Origin of the sequence: Flavobacterium sp. WC2416 (assembly GCF_041200095.1) — a bacterium.
GTDB lineage: Bacteria > Bacteroidota > Bacteroidia > Flavobacteriales > Flavobacteriaceae > Flavobacterium.
In genome coordinates this window covers 1,530,047-1,556,631 of record NZ_CP165626.1, presented here as the reverse complement: position 1 = coordinate 1,556,631, position 26,585 = coordinate 1,530,047, and the positions used below count along the sequence as shown (strand labels likewise).

Annotated in this window: 19 protein-coding genes; 13 read left to right on the top strand and 6 right to left on the bottom strand. The window is 33.4% G+C overall.

What is annotated here, in order from left to right:
• The first annotated feature begins 144 nt into the window (after nucleotides 1–144).
• Together AB3G39_RS06580 and AB3G39_RS06575 are read left to right on the top strand one after the other, a co-directional pair.
• Nucleotides 145–2,451 carry a DNA topoisomerase 3 gene (locus AB3G39_RS06580; RefSeq protein ID WP_369764614.1) on the top strand — a complete coding sequence of 769 codons (2,307 nt, stop codon included), beginning with the start codon at nucleotides 145–147 and terminating at the stop codon, nucleotides 2,449–2,451.
• Nucleotides 2,452–2,623: 172 nt separating this feature from the next.
• On the top strand, nucleotides 2,624–3,112 hold the full coding sequence (locus AB3G39_RS06575; protein ID WP_367754613.1) for a DUF6265 family protein: 489 nt from the start codon (nucleotides 2,624–2,626) through the stop codon (nucleotides 3,110–3,112).
• 23 nt (nucleotides 3,113–3,135) lie between these two features.
• Here AB3G39_RS06575 and AB3G39_RS06570 read toward each other — a convergent pair whose 3' ends face one another.
• Nucleotides 3,136–4,299 carry an MFS transporter gene (locus AB3G39_RS06570; RefSeq protein WP_369764613.1) on the bottom strand — a complete coding sequence of 388 codons (1,164 nt, stop codon included), beginning with the start codon at nucleotides 4,297–4,299 and terminating at the stop codon, nucleotides 3,136–3,138.
• A gap of 412 nt (nucleotides 4,300–4,711) precedes the next feature.
• Between AB3G39_RS06570 and AB3G39_RS06565 the strand changes: the two genes are divergently transcribed.
• The 5 genes from AB3G39_RS06565 to AB3G39_RS06545 all read left to right on the top strand — a co-directional run bounded on the left by AB3G39_RS06565 (nucleotide 4,712) and on the right by AB3G39_RS06545 (nucleotide 12,986).
• Nucleotides 4,712–7,087 carry a TonB-dependent siderophore receptor gene (locus AB3G39_RS06565; RefSeq protein WP_369764612.1) on the top strand — a complete coding sequence of 792 codons (2,376 nt, stop codon included), beginning with the start codon at nucleotides 4,712–4,714 and terminating at the stop codon, nucleotides 7,085–7,087.
• Between the two features lie 71 nt (nucleotides 7,088–7,158).
• On the top strand, nucleotides 7,159–8,289 hold the full coding sequence (locus AB3G39_RS06560; RefSeq protein ID WP_369752371.1) for a PepSY-associated TM helix domain-containing protein: 1,131 nt from the start codon (nucleotides 7,159–7,161) through the stop codon (nucleotides 8,287–8,289).
• Between the two features lie 167 nt (nucleotides 8,290–8,456).
• Nucleotides 8,457–10,859 (top strand): TonB-dependent siderophore receptor, encoded by a 2,403-nt coding sequence (locus AB3G39_RS06555; protein WP_369764611.1) that lies wholly within the window; start codon nucleotides 8,457–8,459, stop codon nucleotides 10,857–10,859.
• Nucleotides 10,860–10,903: 44 nt separating this feature from the next.
• Nucleotides 10,904–11,452 carry a PepSY-associated TM helix domain-containing protein gene (locus AB3G39_RS06550; RefSeq protein ID WP_367754623.1) on the top strand — a complete coding sequence of 183 codons (549 nt, stop codon included), beginning with the start codon at nucleotides 10,904–10,906 and terminating at the stop codon, nucleotides 11,450–11,452.
• Between the two features lie 211 nt (nucleotides 11,453–11,663).
• On the top strand, nucleotides 11,664–12,986 hold the full coding sequence (locus AB3G39_RS06545) for an APC family permease (protein WP_367771491.1): 1,323 nt from the start codon (nucleotides 11,664–11,666) through the stop codon (nucleotides 12,984–12,986).
• A gap of 67 nt (nucleotides 12,987–13,053) precedes the next feature.
• Here the strand turns inward: AB3G39_RS06545 and AB3G39_RS06540 are convergent, their stop codons facing one another.
• Together AB3G39_RS06540 and AB3G39_RS06535 are read right to left on the bottom strand one after the other, a co-directional pair.
• Nucleotides 13,054–13,428 (bottom strand): hypothetical protein, encoded by a 375-nt coding sequence (locus tag AB3G39_RS06540; RefSeq protein WP_367771493.1) that lies wholly within the window; start codon nucleotides 13,426–13,428, stop codon nucleotides 13,054–13,056.
• Nucleotides 13,429–13,670: 242 nt separating this feature from the next.
• Complete coding sequence (locus tag AB3G39_RS06535) at nucleotides 13,671–16,304, bottom strand: valine--tRNA ligase (RefSeq protein ID WP_369764610.1); 2,634 nt, start codon at nucleotides 16,302–16,304, stop codon at nucleotides 13,671–13,673.
• 227 nt (nucleotides 16,305–16,531) lie between these two features.
• On the opposite strand from AB3G39_RS06535, the gene AB3G39_RS06530 reads away from it, so the two are divergent.
• Entirely contained in the window at nucleotides 16,532–16,921 is a 390-nt protein-coding gene (locus tag AB3G39_RS06530) for a DUF1573 domain-containing protein (protein ID WP_367771499.1), read from the top strand.
• 56 nt (nucleotides 16,922–16,977) lie between these two features.
• Here the strand turns inward: AB3G39_RS06530 and AB3G39_RS06525 are convergent, their stop codons facing one another.
• Nucleotides 16,978–18,306 carry an aspartyl protease family protein gene (locus tag AB3G39_RS06525; protein ID WP_369764609.1) on the bottom strand — a complete coding sequence of 443 codons (1,329 nt, stop codon included), beginning with the start codon at nucleotides 18,304–18,306 and terminating at the stop codon, nucleotides 16,978–16,980.
• Nucleotides 18,307–18,431: 125 nt separating this feature from the next.
• Between AB3G39_RS06525 and AB3G39_RS06520 the strand changes: the two genes are divergently transcribed.
• The 5 genes from AB3G39_RS06520 (at nucleotide 18,432) to lgt (ending at nucleotide 23,542) form a co-directional block, all read left to right on the top strand.
• On the top strand, nucleotides 18,432–19,625 hold the full coding sequence (locus AB3G39_RS06520) for a pyridoxal phosphate-dependent aminotransferase (RefSeq protein WP_367771505.1): 1,194 nt from the start codon (nucleotides 18,432–18,434) through the stop codon (nucleotides 19,623–19,625).
• Nucleotides 19,626–19,888: 263 nt separating this feature from the next.
• Nucleotides 19,889–20,560, top strand: a complete 672-nt coding sequence (folE, locus tag AB3G39_RS06515) for a GTP cyclohydrolase I FolE (RefSeq protein ID WP_367754637.1) — start codon at nucleotides 19,889–19,891, stop codon at nucleotides 20,558–20,560.
• Between the two features lie 121 nt (nucleotides 20,561–20,681).
• Complete coding sequence (gene cysS / locus AB3G39_RS06510) at nucleotides 20,682–22,160, top strand: cysteine--tRNA ligase (protein ID WP_369764608.1); 1,479 nt, start codon at nucleotides 20,682–20,684, stop codon at nucleotides 22,158–22,160.
• Between the two features lie 65 nt (nucleotides 22,161–22,225).
• Nucleotides 22,226–22,468, top strand: coding sequence for a membrane protein insertion efficiency factor YidD (yidD, locus tag AB3G39_RS06505; RefSeq protein ID WP_367774162.1), 243 nt, complete (start codon nucleotides 22,226–22,228; stop codon nucleotides 22,466–22,468).
• Nucleotides 22,469–22,588: 120 nt separating this feature from the next.
• Nucleotides 22,589–23,542 (top strand): prolipoprotein diacylglyceryl transferase, encoded by a 954-nt coding sequence (gene lgt, locus AB3G39_RS06500; protein WP_367754641.1) that lies wholly within the window; start codon nucleotides 22,589–22,591, stop codon nucleotides 23,540–23,542.
• Between the two features lie 59 nt (nucleotides 23,543–23,601).
• On the opposite strand, the gene AB3G39_RS06495 is transcribed toward lgt, so the two are convergent.
• A complete protein-coding gene (locus AB3G39_RS06495) occupies nucleotides 23,602–25,770 on the bottom strand; it encodes a T9SS type B sorting domain-containing protein (protein ID WP_369764607.1) in 2,169 nt (722 codons plus the stop codon).
• A 191-nt stretch (nucleotides 25,771–25,961) separates the two neighbouring features.
• Nucleotides 25,962–26,576: an acyloxyacyl hydrolase gene (locus tag AB3G39_RS06490; RefSeq protein WP_369764606.1), complete on the bottom strand. Its 615-nt coding sequence runs from the start codon at nucleotides 26,574–26,576 to the stop codon at nucleotides 25,962–25,964.
• Nucleotides 26,577–26,585: the final 9 nt, after the last annotated feature.

The window sequence follows — 26,585 nt, the reverse complement described above, 5'->3', positions numbered from 1 at the left end:
GCAGGACCATTCGTTTTTATAAATCCTATTTATTCTGCTCCTAAAAAACCTTGCAATTTACTACCCGTTCATAACTCCCGACGATTTTTTTTTAATACCAATTTCTAAATTCCTAATTTGCGCCATCAAAATCAGTAGAAGAAAATGAAGGTCTGTATTGCCGAAAAACCAAGTGTAGCACGTGAAATCGCATCCGTTTTAGGAGCCAATACCAAGCATGATGGCTATTATGAAGGCAATGGTTATGCGGTAACCTATACTTTTGGTCATTTATGTACCTTGAAAGAACCTAACGATTACAAATCCTATTGGAAAAGTTGGGACTTGAACAACTTGCCCATGCTTCCTGAAAAATTTGAGACTAAAGTAGTTTCTAATTCAGGAATCCAAAAGCAATTTAAAATTATAAAAGGATTATTTGACAAGGCCACTTTAGTCATCAACTGCGGGGATGCGGGACAAGAAGGAGAACTGATCCAGCGCTGGGTGATGAACGAAGCCAACTATAAAGGCGAAGTGCAACGCTTGTGGATTTCGTCCCTAACCACCGAAGCTATTAAAGAAGGTTTTGAGAACTTAAAACCATCCGCCAACTACGATAATTTATACTACGCTGGTTTTTCGCGAGCCATAGGTGATTGGTTACTGGGCATGAATGCCACCCGTTTGTACACCGTAAAACATGGCGGTTACAAGCAAGTATTGTCTATAGGACGCGTACAAACGCCTACATTAGCGATGGTAGTCGATCGCTGGAAGGAAATAGAAAATTTCAAACCACAACCCTATTGGGAATTGCAAACCTTATATAGAGAAACACTTTTTAGCTATGAAGAAGGTCGTTTTTTGAAAAAGGAAGACGGAGAAATTTTGGCCAATAAAGTCAAAGAAAGTGAATTCGAAATTGTTTCTGTAGAAAAAAAGAACGGAAATGAGTTTGCACCTAAGTTATTTGATTTAACTGGATTACAAGTGTATTGCAATACAAAATTTGGTTTTACAGCTGATGAAACGCTTAAAATTGTGCAAACTTTGTATGAACAAAAAGTAGTCACCTATCCCAGAGTAGACACCACTTTTTTACCAAACGACGTCTATCCAAAAGTGGCCGGTATTTTACAAAATTTAACTAATTATGCTGCATTAACGCAACCGCTTTTAGAAAAAAAGATTAAAAAATCATCTAAGGTTTTCAACGATAAAAAAGTAACCGATCACCATGCGATTATTCCTACGGGAATTCAATCGAACTTGCAATACAATCAGCAGCAAGTTTATGATATTATTACAAAGCGTTTTATAGCTGTATTTTATGATGATTGCTTGGTAGCTAATACCTCAGTGATTGGGAAAGCAGCCGATGTGCTGTTCAAAACTACTGGAAAAGAAATCTTAAAAAAAGGATTTCGAGTTGTTTTTGAAGATCCAAATGCCAAAGAAAAAGAAGCCGATTTATTACCCAGTTTTACTGTGGGTGAGAAAGGACCTCATCAACCTTCCTTTTTAGAAAAGGAAACCAAACCACCCAATCAGTTTACGGAAGCTACGTTATTGCGTGCTATGGAAACTGCAGGTAAACAAGTTGATGATGAAGATTTACGGGAATTGATGAAGGAAAATGGCATCGGACGACCGTCAACACGAGCCAATATTATTGAAACCTTGTTCAAACGCCAATACATTGTAAGAAATAAAAAACAAGTATTGCCAACCCCAACAGGAATTCAATTGATAGACACGATTCAAAATGAATTAGTAAAATCAGCGGAACTGACGGGATCTTGGGAAAAGCAATTGAAAGATATCGAAAAAGGAACTTTTACCGCTGGTGCTTTCATCAATAATATGAAACGCATGGTCGAGGCCTTAGTCTATGAAGTACGCAGTGAAACCAAACGTGCTAATATTTCGCATGTGGGTAATATTCAAAAAGAAGTAGCTAAAGTAGAAAAAAAGAAAGCGGCTGGAATCATGGCAGAAGCCTGTCCTAAATGTAAAAAAGGTACAATTATAGCAGGAAAGTCGGCTTATGGTTGTACCGATTATAAAGCGGGTTGCACTTTTTTATTGCCTTTTACTTTTATGGAGAAAAAAATATCCGAGAATCAATACCTGCGATTGCTACAAAAAGGATCCACTGTAAACTTGAAAGATTTTAAAACGGATACAGGTACTGTAGAAGGATTACTGCGATTTGATGAAAACTTCAATTTAAAATTAGAACCCAAAAAAACGGCTGCTCCTGCTCCTGCAAAGAATACAACTGCTGACATGCTGGCTTGTCCCAAATGCCAAAAAGGAACCGTTATAAAAGGAAATACAGCTTATGGGTGCAGCAATTACAAACTGGGCTGTGATTTCAAAGTCTCTTTTGATGTGGTTCGAACAAAACTAAAAGATCAAAAACCGACCAAAGAATTGGTTCATACTATTTTGAAAGAAAGCATTTAAGATACTTTTTTTTAGGAGCTTCTTCCAGCTATCCGCTATATTCCCGATCATAAAAACTACGGCTGAAAAAGCCTTGTTTTTCAAAATCGGGAGATGCCGCTTTTATCTGGGCTAGTTGTGTATATTTTTCCTAATTTTGTATCCGTTCAACAAACAATAATTCGAAATCAAGATGTTTAAAAAAATAACTTTACTACTGCTGATCGTAACATTGCTATCCTGCAAGAAATCAGATTCATCTGATAAGAATGAAAAAGACAAGATAAAAACTGCCCATTGGTTACTGGGAACTTGGGAAAACAAAACTGCCGAAGGAAATTTATCAGAGACTTGGGAAAAAGTAAATGACAGTACATATGAAGGGCAATCGTATTTCATAAAAGGAAAAGACACGATTCACTTTGAAACCATTCAATTGCAACAAAAAGGAGAAGAATTAACTTATAATGCCAACGTACAAGGGCAAAATGAAGACAAACCGGTTCCTTTTAAACTAACTAAAACCACCGAAAAAGAATTGGTTTTTGAAAATCCAAAACACGATTACCCTCAAAAAATAAGCTACAAAAGCGTTTCAAAAGACAGTTTAATAGCGGAGATTTCAGGTATGCAATCAGGCAAACCAAGCTCCGAAAAATATGTGATGACGAAATCTAAATAGTACCGATTTAAGAAAAAATACAATTATGCTTCTTCGGTTGCAATTTTATTGACCATAAAAATCATAATGATTCCCAAAAGAGCCATTATTAAAAAGGCCCATTTCATACTCGAAATTTGAGAAATGAATCCAACCATTGGTGGCACAATCAAAAAACCAAGATATCCAATAGTTGAAATAGACGTTAGTGCGCTACCATTGCTCAAACTTTTTGATTTTCCAGCGATACTGAACACTAATGGGACAACACACGACACCCCAATTCCTATTAAAAAATAACCAATTATGGTTGTCGAAATAAAAGGAAAAAGAAAACAAATCAAAAAACCAGAGCTAATAAAAATACCGCTATAAAATAAAATTGGTTTTATACCATATTTAAATACGGCATAATCTCCCAAGAGACGCCCTAATGTCACCGCAGTCATAAAAAAAACAAAAGCTGCTGTGGTCCATTTTGGTGATGCATGTAATATGTTTTGAAAATAAATTCCGCTCCAATCATACATGGTATTTTCACAGGCCATCGACACAAAACAAATTATAGCAAACTTGATCAGGTTTTTGTCGGGCATCAAAAAGAATTTTTTCTTCTCCTTCACCGGTTCGGTATGAATTGTTTGTGGATAAACCCATGCTGTAACTGCCATCATTGCAACACTTACTCCCAACAAATGAAAGGAAGGCGCAATTTTTTGAGTAACCATTACATAACCTAAACCTGCTCCTATAAATCCTGCCAAACTCCAGACGGCATGAAAAGTAGTCATTATTGATTTTGGATACAGTTTTTGAACTTCGAGTGCCTGTGCATTCATTGATAAATTCAAAATATTTCTAGAAGAGCCAAAAATCAAGAGGATTATAACCAATTGCCAAACAAAAGCAGCAAAACCAGGTAAGGCCAATACGATATTAAACAATATGGCACCTAATAACATACAATACCGACTGCTATATTTATTCAATAACCTTCCAGTAAATGGCATAGTTAACATCAATCCTACTGGAAATGCAAATAAAACGGCTCCAAATTGCGCTTCACTTAAATGCAATTGCGCTTTAATAGCAGGAATTCGAGATGCCCAAGAAGAATATCCAAATCCCGAGATGAAAAAAAATACGGTGTTGGCAATTCTATATCCTTTAGGAGAATGCTGTATTTTTTTTAAATAGGATTGTATCATTTATTTTGAATGGTTTCAAAAATTATTGCTCTTTTTAAAAAATGATAGGCACTAATTCGAAGCTGTAAATTTAAGTATTTTAAAAACTAAATTTCTATGCTCCTTCCACTTTCTCCTAAAATTTAAAAAGTCAGTTTAAATACTACTATTTCATGTATCCAGTTCAGACAATTATTCTTGGATGAAGATTCATAAAAAAACGACCATTTTACATAATACATTATAAACAACAACCTTTCATATAAAAAACAGTATTATTTTCGATTCATAAAATGCTGTAAAACAATTGGGTAAAAACTTTATTTTTATTTAATCTAAATAACTATTGTTAAATAAAAATTAAAATATAGATTTGCATTATTCTTATTGATTCTAAATAATAATAAATCTATAACTTTAATTATTTTTTAATATGCACTATTTTAATAAAAAAACACCCACTTTCTTATTGCTCCTTTGTCTGTCACTAATATCATTAAATACAGCTTTTGGTCAGCAGCACAAAACAGCAATAAAAGGAACTGTTTATACCAGCGGTAATAAAGCAGCTGAAGGAGTATCCATTACCTTGAAAGGAAAAAACAAAACTACCATTACAGATAATGACGGTGTCTTTATTCTAAAAAATTTAAACGAAGGGGAATACACCTTAGTTGTAAGTTTAATTGGAAACAATGATATTGAAAAACGAGTTGCAGTAAAAAATAACGAAACAACCACTGTTGACATTACGCTTTCTCTATCAAACAATGAACTGAACCAAGTAGTAATTCTAAGTAATAAAAGTGCTTTTAAAACCAATAGAATTTCTTCCTCGTTGCGTTTACAGTCTCCCATCATTGAAATTCCTCAAAACATACAGGTAATCACTGGAAAACTAATTAATGACCAACAAATATTTGACATGTTAGAAGGGGTTACTCGTAACGTAAGTGGTGCTACCAGAGTAGAGCATTGGGATAATTATGCTAATATAACGATGAGAGGAAGTCAAGTAGCTGCTTTTAGAAACGGTATGAATATGAGTTCCACTTGGGGACCATTAACTGAGGATATGAGTATGGTAGAACGTATTGAATTTGTAAAAGGGCCTGCCGGATTTATGCTGGCTAATGGAAATCCAAGTGGTTTTTATAATGTAGTTACTAAAAAACCCAGCGGCCGTACAAAAGGAGAAGCGAGTTTGACTTTAGGAAGTTTTGACATGTACAGAGGGACATTAGATTTTGACGGAAAATTAACCAAAAATGGAAAATTATTGTACCGTATCAATGTAATGGGAGAAAAGAAAAACAGTTACCGTGATTTTGACTTCAATGATCGTTATTCCTTTGCCCCTGTTCTTAAATATTTGGTTTCAGATAAAACAGCAATTACACTTGAATACACCCAACAATTCTCTAAAGTAAATGCGATAGGAGCTAATTATTTGTTTTCACACAGAGGATATGCTGATTTACCCAAAAGTTTCTCTACATCCGAAGCTAATTTAGATCCTACAAAAATGATAGAAAGAAATATTCTTGCTATTGTAGAACATAAAATCAATGACAATTGGAAATTCACAGCACAAACGTCTTCCCTAAATTACCAGCAAGAAGGGATGTCATTGTGGCCAACTGGTTTTGATACTACTAATGATGCAATTCTTAAACGTGGTGCTGGTATTTGGGATGTTTTAGGTAAAGTATATGTAGGTCAAGCATTTTTAAATGGTGAAGTTCAAACTGGAGCTATCTCACACAAAATACTATCAGGCATCGATATGAGCGATAAAACATTCTATCATGACTTTGCACAATCTGTTGCTTTACCCGATTTAGACATTTACAATCCTGTACACGGAACACTAGCTGCCTCGCCTACTTTTGACAGAAGCAAAAGCCTAGAAGAAAGAGGTGTTAAATACCAAAATAACTACAAAGCTTTTTATGTGCAAGACGAATTGGGGTTTTTAGACAACAAACTGCGATTGACATTAGCAGGAAGATATACTGTACTTAAAGCATATAATGCTTATTCTGGCAACGCTAAAAACAACAAATTTACGCCAAGAGTGGGATTAAGCTATTCAATTGATAAAAATACATCAGCCTATTTTGTAAACGATCAATCTTTTAATGAAAACTATGGTACAGACTGGCAAGGAAAATCTTTTAATCCTGAAACAGGTGGAAATATTGAATTTGGCTTAAAAAGAGACTGGTTGAACGGAAAATGGAATTCTGTCGTTTCAGTTTACCAAATCACAAAAAATAATGTACTTACAGCTGACCCAGAACACGCTTCAGGAGGGATGCAGTATAGCAGAGAAAGTGGACAACAAAAAGTAAAAGGATTTGAAGTTGACATTAGAGGTGAAATCGTAAAAAACTTAGACCTTATAGTTAACTATGCCTTTACTGAAGGAAAAACTACTAAAGATACTGATGAATCTATAATAGGAAACCAAATAGCAGGAACTACCAGACACATTCAAAATACTTGGTTGAATTACAAAGTAGACAGAGGTACTTTGAATGGAGTTGGTTTTTCACTAGGTTATCAATACCAGGTAAAAAGAGCTCCATGGTATATCTCACCAGATAACACTGCTAGTTTACCTGATTATTTCCGATTAGATGGAGGAGTTTCTTACCAAAAAAACAAAGTATCTATCAATCTAGTTGTCAATAATATCTTAAATAAATACTTGTATTCTGGAGGCTACTATAGCTATAGTGATATGTATTACTGGCAAGCGGAAGCGGGTACTAATTTTCGCTTATCAGTTGGATATAAATTTTAAAGTTAGTTCGTTTTGTTTCAGTTTTGTTTAATTAAGCTCCTCATTTCGGTGAGGAGTTTTATTCTTATCTAATGAAAAATAATAATTTAAAAAAAGGAATAGGGAAAATACACTTATGGTTGGGTTTATCTTCGGGCATAATTGTATTTATCATTGCTATTACAGGTTGTTTGTATGCTTTTCAAGAAGAAATTCAAAACCTGACTGAGGAATATCGTTTTGTCCCAGAACAACAATCTCCTTTTTTGCCTCCATCTCAATTACTCAAAATTGCCCAGAAGCAACTACCTACCAAAACGATTCACGCTTTAAAATACAATAGAAAAACAGATGCTGCAGAAGCCATTTTTTTTCATTATGAGCCTACTTATTATTACACCACGTACTTAAACCCCTATTCTGGAAAAGTATTGAAAACAGTCGATAATGAAACTGGTTTTTTTCATTTCATTTTAGACGGACACTACTACTTATGGCTACCAGATCAAATTGGGCAAGTTGTAGTTGCCTCAGCTACTTTACTATTCCTAATTCTCATCATTTCAGGATTTATATTATGGTACCCTAAAAACAAAAATGCAGCCAAACAGCGTTTCACTTTCAAGTGGAAAAAAGGGATGAAATGGAAACGAAAAAATTACGATTTACATAACATTACTGGATTTTATGTTTTGCTGATTGCCTTCATTTTTGCGGTAACAGGATTAATATGGGGATTTCAATGGTTTGCTTTTTCTTATTATAAAGTTTTAGGGGGCGAAAAATCCTTAGTTTATGTCGAGCCAATTTCTAAAATAGAAAAAGAACCAAAAAATGCTCCAGCTTCACCTCTAGATATTATCTGGGGAAAAATGAAAATAGAACATCCCAAAGCCGAATCTATAGAATTACATCCTCCAGAAAATGATAATTCCTCGATAGCAGTAAATATAAATAGTGATAAAGAAACCTACAGTAAAATAGACTACCGCTATTTTGATCAATACTCCTTAAAAGAAATTAAGGTCAACCACATTTGGGGAAGAAAAAAGGATGCTAAACTTGCAGATACCCTAACGAAAATGAATTATGACATTCATACTGGTGGCATCTTTGGCCTAGCCGGAAAAGTATTTGCTTTTCTAATTAGCTTATTAATAGCCAGCTTACCCGTTACAGGAACTTTAATTTGGTGGGGGAAAAATAAGAAACAAAAAAACTAAAATTACGTAATTATACATTTTTGTCATCCAATAAAAATAGTAGATGACTAACAATCAAATTCTTAAAAAAAAATTAAAATAATTATTGATATTTAATCTAAATAAGCTTTGTCAATTCAAAATCAGATTATATATTTGCACCGTTATTTTTAATAAATCTAAATAAAATGAAAGCTCAACTTAGAATCATAGCATTATTATTATTTGCAACTCTTTTTGTAAACGCACAAGAAAAAGGAATTATACAAGGAAAAATAGTTTCTGCTGATGGATATCCTTTGAAAGAAATTGTAATTAAATTAGCAAAAGGAGCTTATACAAGTGAAACAAATAATGATGGAACCTTTAGATTTGATAATTTCCCCGTAGGTATTCATACCTTAACAATTGAGGGAGAAGGATTAAAAAAACAATCCAAAGAAATTAAAGTATCCCCAAATACAGTGACCTACGTAGAGTTCAAATTAAATGAAAACATTGAATCCTTACAAGAAATTGTAATTGTATTTAAAGGAAGTACCAATAAGAAAAAAGAAAATGTACTTTCTGGACTATCGTTAAAACCATTAGATATCCCTCAAAGTATTCAGATAATTGGTAATGAAATCATCACACAACAACAAGCCATCCGATTAAGTGATGTTATAAAAAATGTAAATGGTGCCTATGTAGGGTCCGCTCGTGGTGGTGCTCAAGAATCCATCTGGTCTAGAGGATATGATATGACGGCAAACAATATGTTTAAAAATGGGTTCCGTTTTAGTGGCGGATCTGTTCCCGAAGTATCATCTTTAGAAAAAGTAGAGATTTTAAAAGGAAGTGCCGCTCTTTTATTTGGAAATGTAGCTCCAGGAGGAATTATGAACATGGTGACTAAAAAACCTTCATTCGAAAAAGGAGGAGAAATAAGCATGCAAGCAGGTAGTTTTGCTTTCTATAAACCCTCTATTGATATTTACGGTCCTTTAAACAGCTATATTGCATACCGATTTACAGGATCTTATGAAAACTCTGAAAGTTTTAGGGATGTCGTAAAAAAAGAACGCTATTATATTAATCCTTCGTTCCTTTTCAAAGTTAGTGATAAAACGGAGATTGTATTACAAGGTGATTACCTACATGATAATTGGACACCCGATTTTGGTACAGGAATCATTGGAAAAGAAATTGCCGATGTACCTCGTAGTACTTATTTAGGAGCGACATGGTCTAATGGACAAACAAGACAATCTAGTGTATCTGGATTAGTAAAGCATGAGTTTAACAAAGATTGGAAATTAAATTTCAATACCTCTTTTCAAGATTACAACAGAATTTCAAAAGGAACAGAACGAATTCAACCAGCCGATAATGGAGATTGGAGCAGACCACTGGGACAAAACAAAAACCTGGAACAAAATATTGGTCAACAAATTAATCTACAAGGTTGTTTTACTACTGGAAGTGTAAAACACCAATTGTTTACAGGAGTTGATTTTGAAAACTCATTTGCACAAGCGTATCGATTTAGCTTCTCCCCCTCTACTTACGGATCTGGAAATATTTTTGATTTCGAAAATTTTGATCAAGGTGGTGCTATTCCAGAAGGAGATATTACTAGAATCGTAAAAACAAACACGAATAGTTTTGGAGTATATGCACAAGATTTGATTTCGATTACAGATAAATTTAAAGTATTAGCAGGATTACGTTGGTCATGGCAAGAATCACAAGCAACCACTCATGATTATACTACAACACCTATAACAATCACGGAAGATCAAATAAGAAATGATCAAGCATTTACTCCAAAATTAGGGTTAGTTTTCCAACCAACCAAAGACATGTCTTTATTTGCGAGTTATTCGAATTCTTTCACTCCAAATTCAGGAACTACAGTTGATGGAAAAGTTATTAAACCCTCTTTGATTGATCAATATGAAGCAGGAATTAAAAAAGATTTCTGGAAAGGTTTATTGAGCGCTAATGTTACTGTCTATCAAATTACCAATAGCAATTTAGCGCAAACGGCTGAATTCAAAGCCGATGGTACTTTTAATACAGATACTTCAATAAAAGTATTAAGCGGGGAAACAACTAGTAAGGGAATCGAAATTGATATTACTGCAAGACCAACTGATGGATTAAATATCAATGCAGGTTACAGCTACAATGATATGCGTTACACTAAAACATCAGGCCTTAACGGAAGTTTTATTGAAGGGGATCGTTTAGCAAGAACACCCGCTAATACTGCCAACTTAAGCTTCTTCTATACGTTACAATCAGGATTGTTAAAAGGAGTTTCTATAGGAGCAATTGGAAACTATATAGGAAAACGTGTGGGTGGATGGAACAACCAAATTCTTATTGATGCCAATACACAAGAACAAACTATAAGAGACAGACAAATTCCTCTTGGTGATTACACAACAGTAGATGTATCTGCAGGTTACGAATGGGGTAAATTTTCAATCCTTTGTAAATTATCAAATGTTGCTAATGTATTGGCTTATACAGTACATGAAAATTATAGTGTAAATCCCATTGGACCTCGTCAAGTAATGACTTCATTAAAATATAAATTTTAAACAATCCCTTTTATCTCTTTTTACTTTTAAAAAGAACTAGAATTATGAAAAAAATCAATTTCAGAAATTTACACCGCGACTTAGGTTATTTCTACATCGGGTTAATTGTTTCCTTTGCCTTATCAGGACTTATGATGAATCACAGAGAATCTTGGCATCCTGAAAAATATACTACCCAAACAAAAGCAATTGAAGTTCCACTTCCAGAAGAAAGTGGGTTAAACGAAGATTTTGCTAAGGACTTAGGTAAAAAATTAGGAATTGAAGACAAAATGAGACGTCAAATGGTTCGAAAAGGAACTTATAAAATTTCATTTGAAAGTCATGATGTCGAAATAGACATGAAAACAGGAAAAGGGGAAATTGTTTCTTTCTTTAAAACCCCCATAATAAGTCAATCAATGACATTGCACAAGAATACGTCCAATTTTTGGATTTATTATTCCGATATTTTTGCGATAAGCCTAATTATTATTGCCTTAACTGGAACTATAATGATAAAAGCAGGTAAATTCAGTTGGAAAAATAGAGGTTGGAAACTAGCAGTAGCTGGTGTTGTATTTCCTTTATTATTCTTGTTTTTATTTAGTTAGCATTTTTGAAAAAAATAAGTAAACCCCGTTTAGCAATAGGCGGGTTTTTTGCTTTTAAGAAGAATACAAATTTTTAGTATATTTGGTTCAAATAACACTTTTTCTTACAAACTTAACATCGTAAAAGTGAATAGATAATAAGTATCATAATCTCTTTTAGGCTAAGACTAGTTACACTTCTACTGCTACAGCTATTAAAAATTAAATTGCTATGACAAAATCAAAAAAAAACCAATTGAAAAAAAGTTTAGGCTTGGGTTTTGGAATTGCAATATTAATTGGAGGTACCATCGGAGTAGGAATACTGCGAACACCAGGTGCCATCGCGGGCATGTTGGACAATTATTGGCTTATCATTAGCTGTTGGTTTTTAGGCGGACTTTATATCTTAGTTGGCGCAAATTCCTATGCAGAATTAGCTACTATGCTTCCCAAAGCTGGTGGATCATACAATTACATAAAAAGAGCTTTTGGTGATTATGCCGGTTTTTTATCTGGCTGGTTTGACTACATTACTAATGTGGTCCCTCCCGCTTTTTATTGTATCGTAATTAGTGAATATCTAGTTATTTTATTTCCGAGTCTTGAAAGTCAAACAACAGTAATAGCCATCGGTTTTCTAGTCGCCTTTACCTTATTACACGTCAGCGGAGTAAAAAATGGCAGTTTCATACAAAAAATGACAAGTATAATAAAAGTCCTGTTTTTTGTTGCCTTAATTGTTGCTTGTTTTATCTATTCGGGATTTAAATTTAATCCTATTGAAAAAGATACTCCTTTCTTTGAAATGGGAATTGTTTTCGGTTTCTTTAAATCACTACAATTAATTATTGGTACTTATGATGGCTGGTACGCTGTTTGCTTTTTTGCTGAAGAAGATAAAAACCCAAGTAAAAACATCCCCAAATCTTTATATACTGGAGCTATAATAGTTATAGTAATATATATATTGATAAATATGGCATTCTTTCAAGTATTGCCCGTTTCAGCATTGGCTAATTCTCCATTAGTAGCTTCAGATGTTGCTAAAGTTGTGTTTGGACACAATGGTTCAATAATAGTCACTGTCATTGCCATTTTTTCTTTAATTAGCATTCTGAATGCCTATATGATGATACCTGCTCGCATACTATTTGGATTGAGTCGCGATGGCTTTTTTACACAAAAAGGAACTAGAATAAATAAGGGTGGCACTCCAATTGTGGCGCTTTTAATCTCTTCATTATTTAGTCTATTCTTGATTAGTATAGGTTCATTTGAAATATTGTTTTCGTTTGGAACCTTCATGTCTGTCATTGTTTGGGGATTGGCCTATTGCTCACTAATGAAATTAAGAACCAAAGAACCCAATTTACCAAGACCTTATTTATCTTGGGGGTATCCATGGACATCGATATTGATGATTATAGCCACCTTAACTTTGTTAATAGGCTTTGCCTACAGCGACACTAAAAACTTTGTAATTATTATAATTATTGCTGTACTATCCTATCCAACTTTCTTACTTATTGATCGTACAAATAAAAAAGAGTGATTTCTAAAATCCTAAAACTGAAAACTCCAGTTTTAAAAACATTAATAATCGAGTAGTATTAAAAAATTTATTTCATAAAAATCCCGTTCTCTTCCAGTAATTCTACTAGGCTAGTATGTTCATTAGGCTCATATTTTTCAATACCACTTTGATACCATTTTGAAATTATATTGATTTGATAAGCCGTGTATTCATCGGCATCTATAGGTAAACCGAACATGCCTGCAATAAGGAAATCTTCTAAAACTTTTTCAGTAACAATCCGATTTGGAATTCCGTTACTAATACATCCATTCATTCGTTCATAGTCTAAACGTCCTGATTTAAATCCAGCAATAAAACCTGCCTTTTTTGTACCACTAAATGGCAACAAAGGGTCTAAACCTATTGAATATCCGTCAAAATAATCTTTTCTGTAAGTGGAACTAAATATTTTTTTCATTGGTAGTAAATGTGGTATTTAATAATTACTGTACAAAAATATTAACAATTTGTCCGTAAATACGCATAAATCGTTTAAAGGAAAAAATACCCTTTAAAATACATTCACTATGATGTTCGTCGATAAAATAGGGCTACCATCTATTTGATTACACTTATTAAATGAGTTCGTTTTGCATTAAATCTAAAAAACCCATCTCATTTTAAATGAGATGGGTTTTAAATTGAGTTATCTGCTTCCCTTTATTTCAGTCCTGCCAAACTATTTTCAATAGTTTCAATTTTAGCCAAAGCATCAGCCTCTTTTTGCTTCTCATTTGCCAAAACTTTTTCTGGTGCTCCTGCAACAAATTTTTCGTTCGCTAATTTATTTTGAACTGATTTTAAAAATCCTTTTGTATAATCTAATTCAGCTGTCAGTTTTGCAATTTCTTCTTCAACGTTTATGTTTCCAGTAATTGGAATAAAATATTCATTAGAATTCACACGGTACGATAAAGCCCCATCCACTTTTTCAGTAACATATTCTAACGAAGTGATGTTCCCTAATTTAGTGATAACCGAATCAAAATAAGTAGAAACTTTATCGTTATTGATTGCTTTTAATTCAATCGCATCCTTAAATGGAATATTCTTATCCTTACGGATGGTACGAATTCCAGAAATCACTTCCATTGTGCTTTCAAAATCAGTAATTAAAGTTGCATTAAATGGTTTCATCTCTGGCCAAGTAGCAACAATCAAAGCTTCTTCCTTAGTTCTTGTAGCTAATATTTGCCAAATTTCCTCGGTCAAGAAAGGCATAAATGGATGCAATACTTTTAAGTTATTTTCTAGCATTTCTATCGCTTTCGCAAAAGTTACACTATCAATTGGCTGTTGGTATGCTGGTTTAATCATTTCTAAAAACCAAGAACAGAAATCATCCCAAACTAATTTGTAGGTTCCCATTAAAGCTTCTGAAATTCTGTATTTCTCAAAATTATCTTCGATTTCTAAAAGTGTTTGTTGCAACTTCGCTTCATACCATTCTATCGCCACTTTAGAAGATTCTGGTTGTGGAATACTTTCAGATACTTCCCATCCTTTGATCAATTTAAAGGCATTCCAAATTTTATTAGTAAACCCCTTTCCTTGGTTGCATAACTCTTCATCAAACATAATGTCGTTTCCTGCAGAAGCACTTAAAAGCAATCCTACACGAACCCCATCAGCACCAAATTTTTCAATTAAATCCAAAGGATCTGGTGAATTCCCTAATGATTTAGACATTTTACGTCTTTGTTTGTCACGAACTAAACCTGTCAAATAGACATTTGTAAATGGTTTTTTTCCTGTATATTCATAACCTGCAATAATCATTCTCGCTACCCAGAAAAATAAAATATCTGGACCCGTTACTAAATCATTCGTTGGGTAATAATATTTAAAATCTTCACTTTCTGGATCCATTATACCACCAAAAACTGACATTGGCCATAGCCAAGAAGAAAACCAAGTGTCTAATGCATCAACATCTTGTCTTAAATCTTTTGATTCAAGTTTTGAGTTTGAAGTTTTCTCTCTCGCAAGCACTAGAGCATCTTCGATCGATTCAGCCACAACAAAATCTTCTTTTCCGTCTCCGTAGAAATAAGCAGGAATTTGTTGTCCCCACCACAATTGACGAGAAATATTCCAGTCACGTATGTTATTCAACCAGTGTGCATAGGTGTTTTCAAAACGTTTTGGATGCAATTTAATATCTCCATCTACCAAAACTGATTGGATTGCTGGCTTTACTAAATCTTCCATTTTCAAGAACCATTGATCCGATAAACGCGGTTCAATAACAGCTTTCGTTCTTTCAGAAGTTCCTACTTTGTTCAAGTGGGTTTCTGTTTTTGCTAAAGCACCTAATGTTTCCAGTTCTTTTGCTATTTCTTCACGAACCACAAAACGATCTTTCCCTTGGTAATGTAAACCAAAACTATTCATTGTTGCATCTTCATTGAAAATATCAATAATTTCAAGGTTGTGTTTTTCCCCTAAGGTTTTATCATTCATATCATGGGCAGGAGTTACTTTCAAACATCCTGTTCCAAATTCGATATCTACGTATTCATCTTCTATTATAGGAATAATACGACCACAAATAGGAACAATGGCGCTTTTTCCTTTTAAATGAGCAAAACGTTCGTCATTCGGGTTAATACAAATTGCACTATCCCCAAAAATAGTTTCAGGACGAGTCGTTGCAATGGTCAAGAAGTCTTCACTTCCGTCAATTTTATATTGAATGTAATATAGTTTCCCTTGTTGCTCTTCAAATATTACTTCTTCATCAGATAAAGTCGTTTTAGCTTCTGGATCCCAGTTTACCATTCGATATCCACGGTAGATAAGTCCTTTGTTATACAAATCAACAAAAGAACGAATTACAGATGCTGACATATCTGGATCCATAGTAAATTTTGTTCTTTCCCAATCGCAAGAAGCACCAAGCTTTTTTAATTGATCCAAAATTACGCCACCATATTTATCTGTCCAATCCCAAGCATGTGCCAAAAACTCTTCTCGAGTCAAATCATTTTTATTGATTCCTTCTGCTTTTAATTTAGCCACCACTTTAGCTTCTGTAGCGATTGAGGCGTGGTCCGTTCCTGGAACCCAACAAGCGTTGAATCCTTTTAAACGTGCTCTACGAATCAAAACATCTTGAATAGTATTGTTCAACATATGCCCCATATGCAAGACTCCAGTGACATTTGGAGGAGGAATTACAATAGTATACGGTGTTCTATGGTCTGGCTGCGAATGGAAATAATTATTTTCCATCCAGTATTCATACCATTTGTTCTCAATAGTTTTAGCGTCAAATTGTGCAGGAATTGTCATTTTATAGTGAATTCGTTTAATCGTTATTTAGTGATCTAATTATTCTATTAATACAATGATTACTAGTCGAATAACCGACTGACCAAGTCATAAAAATAGTTTGGTCTAATTATTGCAATTCATATTGGGAACAAAAGTAAATAATAAAGTACACTATAAAAAGGGAAATAAAAATTTGTGCTCTAATTAAAACAAAGTATATTTACTTTTATTAAATAAAATTTAAAATGAAAAAAATAGCAACATTAATAGTGGTCGTATTATTCAGTAGTATTGGATTTGCACAAAACGGAGCTAAAATTGACTTTAAAGACGAAAATAATACGATTGACTACGGGACAATTACAAAAGGAAAAGATAATGGTATAAGAGCATTTGTATTTACAAATACTGGAAATGCTCCTCTTATTATATCCTCTGTGCAATCGACATCGAGTTGTACTATTTTATCGAAACAAACGGACACCATATTACCAGGTAAATCATCCAAAATAGAAGTAAAATACAACATGGTAGCAGGCCCTATTAGAAAAACAATTACTGTAGAGTCTAATGCTGTTAATTATGATGAAGGTAGAATCCCTTTAAAAATAAAAGGTGAGGTTATAGCTAACTAAGAACTAAAACAATACATAAAACACTTCTTGATAAATAGTTCAAGAGGTGTTTTTTTTTACAAAATATTTTGCAGTTGAAATTTAAATTTTAAAACTACCCCTTCTCTTAATACCTCTACAGTAATCCATTTTTCATCCTCCGATTTTAAAAAAGAATTGATTTGCTGTAATGTATATTTATGAGCTAAATTCGAATTGATAGAAACTATCACATCACCTAATTGTAAACCACAAAGAGCTGCTGGAGAATTTTTCCTAAGGTTTGCTATTTCATAAATAGGTTTTAATTTAAATTTATATTGAAAATCAGATGTTTTCTTTTCCACTTTTGAATCAAAAGTATCCGCCAATACTGGTACAGTCTGAAGATGAACGGTTTCTTGCACCCATTGCATTCCACTGTGCCTGATCTCAATTCCACTTTTATTATAATTAAAAGGAGCGAAGTACTCTTTCCCTTTTCTAAAATACAAGCTATTGTTAGGATAATCAAAAACTATTGAGAATCTTTTTAAAATTTCACCCCCTACTGAACCGAATCTGTTGGGTACCATTTTTACATGCTTCACTGAATTCGAATCTGGGAATGCTATAACGAGATTAGAAAATTTAAAATCGGAAATTATAAATTCTGAAATACGGGCTCTTCTCCCTTCCACATCTCCACTAAAACCTTTACCCAAATAATCTTCAAAATTTCTGTTTGGTACTTTTATTTTATCAGATACATTTTGAAAAAGCCAAACTGCATCACTATTACCAATATCGACCAATAATTTTGAAGCGATATTAACGGAGTCAATCATGACATTTGCAACAATATATGGCTTTGCTCTTTCAATGGAAATTGGTAATTTTTTATATTTTTTTTCAATCCTTCTCTTGTTTTTACCATTATCATGGTAAAAAAATATTCTTTTTTTATCGTAATTAATTTCTACTAGATTATTTTTAAAAAAAGAATATCCTATAATTCCATTTACAGGAATTCCAATATGAGATGACAGATTAAAATCCGGATCCAAAATAATATACAAAAGATGATTCCGCGATTCCATCCCTTTTACCTCCAATAAATTCCCAGTTGACTTTAGTCCTTCAACAGCTTCTTCACTTCCCAACCCTTTTAAACTTATTTTTTCAATGTTTTTTAAATTGATTTCCTTTTTATCTTCTAAACTAAATAATACTGTCTCTTCAACACCTGTATCCAATAAAAAAGTCAGCTCAACCCCATTAACATTTAATGGAATGAAGACTAAATTATTTATTAATTTAAAAGGAATACTTACTTTATTACTATTTTTCACAAAATGAAATCCATCTTGAGCATTAGTAGAAAAAGAATAAAGGAGTAAAAAAAAATACAGCAGATTTTTTTTCATAGAAATGATTTATATAAAATTACTAAAAAAACAGATAAATATTGCACATTTAACAACAAATAAGGGATATAAGCCTATTAAAATTGAGAAAAAAATCGCAAATTTGCATTTCAACAATTATAATCATGCCAAAAATATCGAATAAAGGTAATTTAATGCCTGAATCACCTATCCGTAAATTAGTTCCTTACTCGGAAATTGCTAAGAAAAAAGGCAATAAAGTATATCATCTAAATATTGGTCAACCCGATATAAAAACACCAGAAGTAGCTATCAATGCTGTTAAAAACTTTGATATAGAAGTTTTAGAATACAGTCATTCCGCTGGTTTTGAAAGCTATAGAACTAAACTATCTCAATTTTACAAAAACCAAGGTTTACCAATTAATTTTGAAGACATCATTATTACTACTGGAGGCTCTGAAGCGTTGTTATTTGCAATGGGTAGTACTATGGACCAAGGAGATGAGATTATCATTCCTGAACCTTTCTATGCCAATTACAATGGTTTTTCAACAGCATCTGGTGTAACGGTAGTTCCAGTTATTTCATCGATTGACACTGGATTTGCTTTACCTCCTATCGCAGATTTTGAAAAATTAATTACACCAAAAACAAAAGCAATCCTTATTTGCAATCCTGGTAATCCAACTGGTTATTTGTATTCCAAAGAGGAAATCATGCAACTAGCAGAAATCGTAAAAAAACACGATTTATTCTTGATTGCTGATGAAGTATATAGAGAGTTTACTTACGATGGTGATTTACACTATTCTGTAATGAACATTCCTGGACTAGAGGAAAACGCCATTATGATTGATTCTGTTTCTAAAAGATACAGTATGTGTGGTGCAAGAATTGGTTGTATTGTTTCAAAAAACAAAGAACTAATGGCAACGGCAATGAAATTTGCACAGGCAAGATTGAGCCCACCTACTTTTGCTCAAGTAGCAAGTGAAGCCGCTCTTGATACTCCACAAAGTTATTTTGACGAAGTAATATCTGAATATAGAGAACGTAGAGATACACTAATTACCGAATTAAATAAAATAGAGGGTGTAAAAGTAGCTACTCCAAAAGGAGCTTTTTATTGTATCGCAGAGTTGCCTATAGACAACGCAGATTATTTTGCACAATGGCTATTAGAAACTTACGATTTAAATGGTGAAACGGTAATGGTAGCACCAGCTGCTGGTTTTTATTCCACTCCTGGAGTTGGTTTAAACCAAGTTAGAATAGCCTATGTATTGAAAAAAGAAGATTTAATTACGGCTGTACACATCCTTAAAGAAGCAATTACAACTTATAATTCTAAATAATTAAATAGAGTACAATAAAATAAGGAAACCTTTAAAAAAATCCTTTCCATAGGGGGCTCCTGAAAACATAACCTATTAATTACAAAGGCAATAACTACCATTTAGTTATTGCCTTTGTTTTTTAATTATCAAAATAATGGCATAAGCTATGCCAATACCATTTAAAAGAGACCATTTATTATTAAAGCCTATAGAAATTCTTTAGTTTTTATTAATTATCTTTACATCCTAAAAATATATACCCACTATAACAGTACCTTTTAATGATAAACAATGAAGAAATTCATGACGAAATAGGAGATAATCATATTGGTTCATGTGCAAAAAATCCAGTTCGAGACGATGCTTTTGCAATAACTGACGACGAAAAAATTGAAAAAATAAAAAAAGATGTTGAAAGTATCCTAATTACCCTTGGGATGGACTTGACAGATGATAGCATGAAAGGCACACCAAATCGTGTTGCAAAAATGTTTGTTAAAGAAATTTTTGGAGGATTGAATCCTGCAAAAAAACCAAAAGCATCTACTTTTGACAATAATTATAAATACGGTGAAATGTTAGTTGAAAAAAACATTACACTCTACTCTACTTGTGAGCATCATTTATTACCAATTATAGGAAGAGCACATGTTGCTTACATCTCTAATGGTACAGTAATTGGACTTTCAAAAATGAATCGTATTGTAGAATATTATTCTAAAAGACCACAGGTACAAGAACGTTTAACAATGCAAATAGTTCAAGAACTTCAAAGAGCATTAGGAACTCAAGACGTTGCTTGTGTCATTGATGCCAAACATCTTTGTGTAAACTCAAGAGGTATTAGTGATATTGAAAGTAGTACCGTAACCTCAGAATTTGGTGGTAAATTTAAAGAACCTCAAGCAAGAAGAGAATTTTTAGATTATATCAAATTAGAAACAAAATTCTAGAAGGATTACTTAAAACAAATAATGCCCTAGCCCTGATTGAAGTGAAAATCCTTTTTATTTTTATTTTCAAAAATAAAAAGATTGCAGCGAAAAGCAGGAAATAGCTCCTAAAAAAATAAAAATGCCTCTATATAACGATCAATCTTTAAAAATATACAATTCTCTTTCGGGAGAAAAAGAAACATTTGTTCCTATTAACGAAGGAAACATTGGAATGTATGTATGTGGACCTACGGTTTACAGCAATGTTCACCTTGGAAATGTTAGGACATTTATGTCTTTTGATGTTATTTTTAGATATTTATTGCATTTAGAATACAAAGTTAGGTACGTACGAAACATTACGGATGTAGGTCATATTGTGGATGATGTAGATGAAGGCGAAGATAAAATTGCTAAAAAAGCGCGTTTAGAGCAACTGGAACCTATGGAAGTAGTGCAACGCTATACTGTAGATTTTCATGATATCTTGAAAGCGTTTAATTTTTTACCGCCAAGTATTGAGCCAACGGCTACTGGACATATTATTGAACAAATTGAAATCATCAAAAAAATTATTGAAACAGGAGTCGGTTATGAAGCCAATGGATCTGTATATTTTGATGTTGTTAAGTTCAATAAAACAAATCATTACGGAAGACTAAGTGGAAGAAATATCGAAGATATGCTTACTAATACCCGTGATCTTGATGGACAATCGGATAAGAGAAATCCGCAAGATTTTGCGCTTTGGAAAAAAGCAGAGCCACAACACATCATGCGTTGGCCGTCTCCATGGAGTGATGGATTCCCAGGTTGGCATCTTGAATGCACAGCGATGAGTACAAAATATCTTGGTAATCATTTTGACATTCACGGTGGCGGAATGGATTTAAAATTCCCGCATCATGAATGTGAAATTGCACAAAATGAAGCATGTACAGGTCAGACTCCAGTAAATTATTGGATGCATGCCAATATGTTGACTTTGAACGGTAAAAAAATGGCAAAATCTACTGGAAACAACATTCTTCCAAGAGAGATTTTGACTGGTGAAAATTCAATATTAAGTAAAGCATTTTCGGCATCAGTTGCTCGATTCTTTATGCTTCAAGCCCATTATAGAAGTATTCTTGATTTTTCTGACGATGCCATTGTTGCTGCCGAAAAAGGATATAAAAGATTGATGGAAGCGATTGATACTATCAAGCAACTAACTTCTAGTACTACTAGTACACTTGATATAGCTGCATGGAAACAATCTTGCTATGACGCTATGAATGATGATTTTAACTCTCCTATTTTAATTGCTCAATTATTTGAAGGAGTACGTTATATCAACCTACTAAATGACGGAAAAGAAAAATTAACTGCTTCTGATCTAGAACTGTTTTCAACAGCTATGCATGCTTTTGTATTTGATGTTTTAGGCTTAGAAGACGAAAATTCAGCTAGTAACAGTAATGACAAGTTAGAAGGAACAGTTAATATGCTTATTAGCATGCGAAATCAAGCGAGAGCCGATAAGAATTTTGCGCTATCGGATCAAATTAGAGATCAATTAATTGCTTTAGGAATACAATTGAAAGATGGAAAAGAAGGAACAACCTTTAGCATTTAAAGATCAATTTAAGATAGTCAATTACATTAAGTAAAAATAGAAATCAAGTGCAACACTTCAAAACTATACTATCAAATATCCTCATTTTTCCTTTTTTACTATTGGTCCGATTGTATCAATTAGTATTATCTCCACTTATGCCTGCAACCTGCCGTTTTGAACCTACATGTTCTGCTTATATGATTGAAGCTTTACAAGTACATGGTCTATTTCGAGGTGGTTATCTAGGTATAAAAAGAATTTTAAGTTGTCATCCTTGGGGAAAAACAGGCTATGACCCTGTTCCAAAAAAGAAATGCAACCATTAATCAAGTTTAACCGCATAATGAAAATCAGAATGTTATAAAAAGCTTAAAAAGTAATCTTTAACTTAAATTTCACACTGAAACTCTTAACAAAAAATGTATTTTTACATAAAATAAAAAATAATGACACACGCTTTAAATATAGTTTGGAATCCATCGGAAGGAATTGATCTTGGTTTTTTTATAATCCGTTTTTACAGCCTTATGTTTGTAATTGCTTTTGGATTAGGATGGTATATCATGAAAAATATATATGAGCGAGAAAATGAATCTATAGAAAAACTAGATTCTTTATTCATTTGGACTGTACTTGCCACATTACTTGGAGCCCGTTTAGGTCATGTATTTTTTTATGATTGGGAATATTATCGTAATCATTTAGTCGAAATTCTTCTACCTATTAGAGAAAATGCTGTAGAAAATTTGTTTGGCTTTATCCCTGGCTGGGAATTTACTGGATATCAAGGGCTGGCCAGTCATGGCGCAGCCATTTCTATCATAATTGCAATGTATTATTACAGCAAAAAAATACTAAAAAGACCCTTATTATGGATTTTAGACAGAGTTGTTATTGCTGTTGCAAGTGGAGCAATTTTTGTACGATTGGGTAATTTTTTCAATTCAGAAATTGTTGGAAAAGAAACAACTTCATCATTTGGAATAAAGTTTGTTAGAGATTATTTTAGTCCAAGAGATGCTGTTAATGCAACTCAAATTGCAAATCCAAAAGAAGCTTATCATGCGATAGCAACTAATCCAAAGTTTGCTAGTTTATTAGAGCAAGTACCTGCTAAACATCCAGCACAATTATACGAAGCATTTTGTTATGTTTTTGTATTTGCTATCTTGTTCTTCTTGTATTGGAAAACAGAAGCAAGAGAAAAATCAGGTTTCTTATTTGGTCTTTTTCTAGTTTTATTATTCACTGTACGAATAGTCGTAGAATTTGTAAAAGAGAGCCAAGGAGGTTTTGAAAGTGCCTTAGGTTTGCTTTCTACAGGTCAATGGCTCAGTATTCCTTTTATATTAATTGGTGCTTATTTCATCTTCACTGCTGAAAAACCTGTTACTATCTAAACATAAAACACATTTTAGAATTAAAAAAAACTCCCGCCATGGCGGGAGTTTTTTTGTTTTTAACGTTTTAATGAAAAGTGAGATTTAAACTTTTTTGAAATATTCTGTTCTGTATATTCAACTACAAACCAGTAATCATTGCTTGGCATTGGCTGCCCATTATAATTACCATCCCATCCATTTCCGTTTGGTCTAATTTCCTTTAGTAACTTACCATATCTATCAAAAATAAAAATTTTAGAACCCAATTCATCTTGTAATTCCGCTATATTCCAAGTATCATTATAACTATCTCCATTTGGAGTGAAATATTTTGAATAATTAATTACTAGAATATTTGATTTTGTAATTGGGTTACTACACCCTCCTTGGTCTATAACCGTTACAGAATGATAGCCCGAAGAAACATATTCAAATATTGGACTATCCTGTAGCGGTCCACTATCCAGCATATAAGAATAGTTCCCTGCTGCGGTAGCTGAAATTGTAATTACTTGATTTTCTGCAAAAGCTTCCGTTACAGTCCATGTGAAATCAACTAAAGTATTAGACGGTATTACAGTAACATCGATTGTTTGAGCACTAGCACATTGATTTGGATCTGGAATAAAGTCATATGAAGCACTTGTCATATTATCAACTATTCCAGGAGACCAAGTCCCTGTAATTCCATTTGGAGACGTTTGATTTAAAGTTGGAGGTATACTTCCTGAACAAACTGAAAACGAAGCAAATCCAGGGTTTATAAGTGCTGTAATTACAACATTAAGCGTCTGCGTATTTGCACATTGATTTGAATTAGGTGTAAATACATAACTTCCACTAGCGGTGTTATCAATTGTCGCTGGAGACCAAGTACCAGTAATTCCGTTTGGTGCCGTATTATTCAAAACAGGAGTTGCTGTCCCTGTACATATAGGGGAGATAGGTTGAAAATCGGGTGTAGCTTTTTGAATAATCGAAACATTTAATGTCTGTGAACTAGCACATTGATTTGGATTGGGTGTAAAAACATACGATCCGCTAGTAGTATTGTCAATTGTAGCAGGCATCCAAGATCCAACGATCCCGTTAGGAGAGGTACTTGTTAATATCGGTGCTGTTGTTCCTGAGCAAAAAGGGGCAATTGAAGCAAAATCTGGGGTAACATTTTGAACAATTGTAATAGTAACCATTGTAGAAGTTACTGAAGTACATTGCCCAGGGTTAGGCGTAAATGTATAAGTAACCGGGCCCAAAATTGAAGTATCTACAGTAGCAGGACTCCATGTTCCAGAAATAGAAGGCACATTATTTGAGTTAGAAGGTAAAACTGGAGCAATAGCATTTTGGCATACAGTTGCTGGAATACCGGAAAAAGTAGGTGTAATTAAAGGTGTAACCGTAACATTTAAAGCCTGAGTAGTAGCACAAGGAAATAAAACTGGATTTGGTGTAAAGACATAACTACCACTTGTTGTATTGCTAATGACAGCCGGTAACCAAGTACCTGTAATATTATTTGGAGACGTAGGCCCTAAAATTGGAGCTACCGATCCAAAACAAAAAGGAGCTATGGCAGGAAAATTTGGAGTTATCGTAGAAGCTCCACAAGGAACAGTACAAGTCAATGTTTGTGGAGGAACACAAGGATGTGTTGCAGATGACAAGGTCAATGTTGCTGATTCTCCAGGTGATACACCAAAAACCTCTTGATGCGAAACACCTGTGGTTCCACTAACTGTAGGACCTCCATTAATAGTATACGAATAATTATAAGTATTCGAAATAAGCGGGTTATTTGCCCAATCAAAAAAAACAGAAGTGGTAGTTGTAGCTTGCGTAGGGTCACACCTGAAAGATAAAATAGCTGCTCCATTATCAGCGACTACATTTACAACAATTTCGGCCCTAGTGCTCTCTCCTGTGCCATCGTTCTGACTTACGTAATACTTTGTCTGGCCGACTGTTGTTGTAGAAGGAGTTGGTGCAGATGCAGAACCTACACCGCCAATTGCATTTGTCCCATACCAAATTAAAGTCCCACCGGGAGAAGATGTAGCTGTTAAGGGGCTTGCTGCACTATTTTGACATAAATTAATGGGGGTATTTACTGTAGGCGGTGGGGCAATTAAATAAATTCTCTCTTTTAGATCAGAAAAACTGACACTAGCATGCACATGAATGATACTAGAAGATAAAAATATAATTATAAAAAGAGAAGCAAATAACCGGATACTATTTTTCATTATTTGAGGTATTTAATTTGATATAAACAAATAGTCGATTCTATCAATAGGAAGTAAATATATAAAATTTGAAACTTTTATAAAATAATTAACACATTTAAAATGATGGCCAACTCAAACAAAACCTAGAACACACTTCAAAATGTAAATAAAATCTTAAAAAAAACAGAATACGAAAAGAAATATAAAATTTACAATTTGTAGAAAATACCAAATTCAAAATTCTGAGTATTAAATCCAAGATTAGGACTACTTAGGCCTGCATTAGAAACATGTCGAAAACTAGGCTTGATTTCAATTGTAAAACTGTTAATTTCTAAATCAAATCCTATTGCTAACGTATTTGACAATGCAAACCCTTTGGCCAAACGTTCAGTTTCAACATCAGAAATTAAAGGTCCCACACTTCCCAAAACAAAAAAACTAAAGGCATTAGAAATTGGCTTTCTTAAAATAACTCCAAAGTTTAAAATGTACTGATTGATTCTATTAGTTTTGGAATAATATTCTCTTTTCACCAAATAATCAGGATCATCACTGGTAATAAAAAGAGGATTGATCAATTTATGATTGGCTAAATTTATTTCTGGCTCCAAAATTAATTCACACCTAAATTGCTTTAGTTGTTTGACTATATATCCTACATGTGCTTTATAAAATTTATTTTCAAATGTATAGTTCTTGTTTTTCAATTCATGTCCAAAACCGTATGAAAAACCCACTAATAAATCATTCTTGTTTTTTTGAGCAAAAGAAGCATGAATTAAAAAAAACACCAATAGCGCAAAATGTATTTTTTTAATCATAATACATTC

Bases quoted from the DNA above. Each gene is read 5' to 3' on its own strand.
- AB3G39_RS06520 (WP_367771505.1), top strand. From the start codon at position 18,432: ATGCCAAAAATATCGAATAAAGGTAATTTAATGCCTGAATCACCTATC.
- lgt (WP_367754641.1), top strand. From the start codon at position 22,589: ATGACACACGCTTTAAATATAGTTTGGAATCCATCGGAAGGAATTGAT.
- AB3G39_RS06525 (WP_369764609.1), bottom strand. From the start codon at position 18,306: ATGAAAAAAAATCTGCTGTATTTTTTTTTACTCCTTTATTCTTTTTCT.
- AB3G39_RS06570 (WP_369764613.1), bottom strand. From the start codon at position 4,299: ATGATACAATCCTATTTAAAAAAAATACAGCATTCTCCTAAAGGATAT.
- AB3G39_RS06490 (WP_369764606.1), bottom strand. From the start codon at position 26,576: ATGATTAAAAAAATACATTTTGCGCTATTGGTGTTTTTTTTAATTCAT.
- AB3G39_RS06540 (WP_367771493.1), bottom strand. From the start codon at position 13,428: ATGAAAAAAATATTTAGTTCCACTTACAGAAAAGATTATTTTGACGGA.
- AB3G39_RS06530 (WP_367771499.1), top strand. From the start codon at position 16,532: ATGAAAAAAATAGCAACATTAATAGTGGTCGTATTATTCAGTAGTATT.
- AB3G39_RS06560 (WP_369752371.1), top strand. From the start codon at position 7,159: ATGAAAAATAATAATTTAAAAAAAGGAATAGGGAAAATACACTTATGG.
- folE (WP_367754637.1), top strand. From the start codon at position 19,889: ATGATAAACAATGAAGAAATTCATGACGAAATAGGAGATAATCATATT.
- AB3G39_RS06550 (WP_367754623.1), top strand. From the start codon at position 10,904: ATGAAAAAAATCAATTTCAGAAATTTACACCGCGACTTAGGTTATTTC.
- cysS (WP_369764608.1), top strand. From the start codon at position 20,682: ATGCCTCTATATAACGATCAATCTTTAAAAATATACAATTCTCTTTCG.
- AB3G39_RS06580 (WP_369764614.1), top strand. From the start codon at position 145: ATGAAGGTCTGTATTGCCGAAAAACCAAGTGTAGCACGTGAAATCGCA.
- AB3G39_RS06565 (WP_369764612.1), top strand. From the start codon at position 4,712: ATGCACTATTTTAATAAAAAAACACCCACTTTCTTATTGCTCCTTTGT.
- AB3G39_RS06535 (WP_369764610.1), bottom strand. From the start codon at position 16,304: ATGACAATTCCTGCACAATTTGACGCTAAAACTATTGAGAACAAATGG.
- AB3G39_RS06555 (WP_369764611.1), top strand. From the start codon at position 8,457: ATGAAAGCTCAACTTAGAATCATAGCATTATTATTATTTGCAACTCTT.
- AB3G39_RS06545 (WP_367771491.1), top strand. From the start codon at position 11,664: ATGACAAAATCAAAAAAAAACCAATTGAAAAAAAGTTTAGGCTTGGGT.
- AB3G39_RS06575 (WP_367754613.1), top strand. From the start codon at position 2,624: ATGTTTAAAAAAATAACTTTACTACTGCTGATCGTAACATTGCTATCC.
- AB3G39_RS06495 (WP_369764607.1), bottom strand. From the start codon at position 25,770: ATGAAAAATAGTATCCGGTTATTTGCTTCTCTTTTTATAATTATATTT.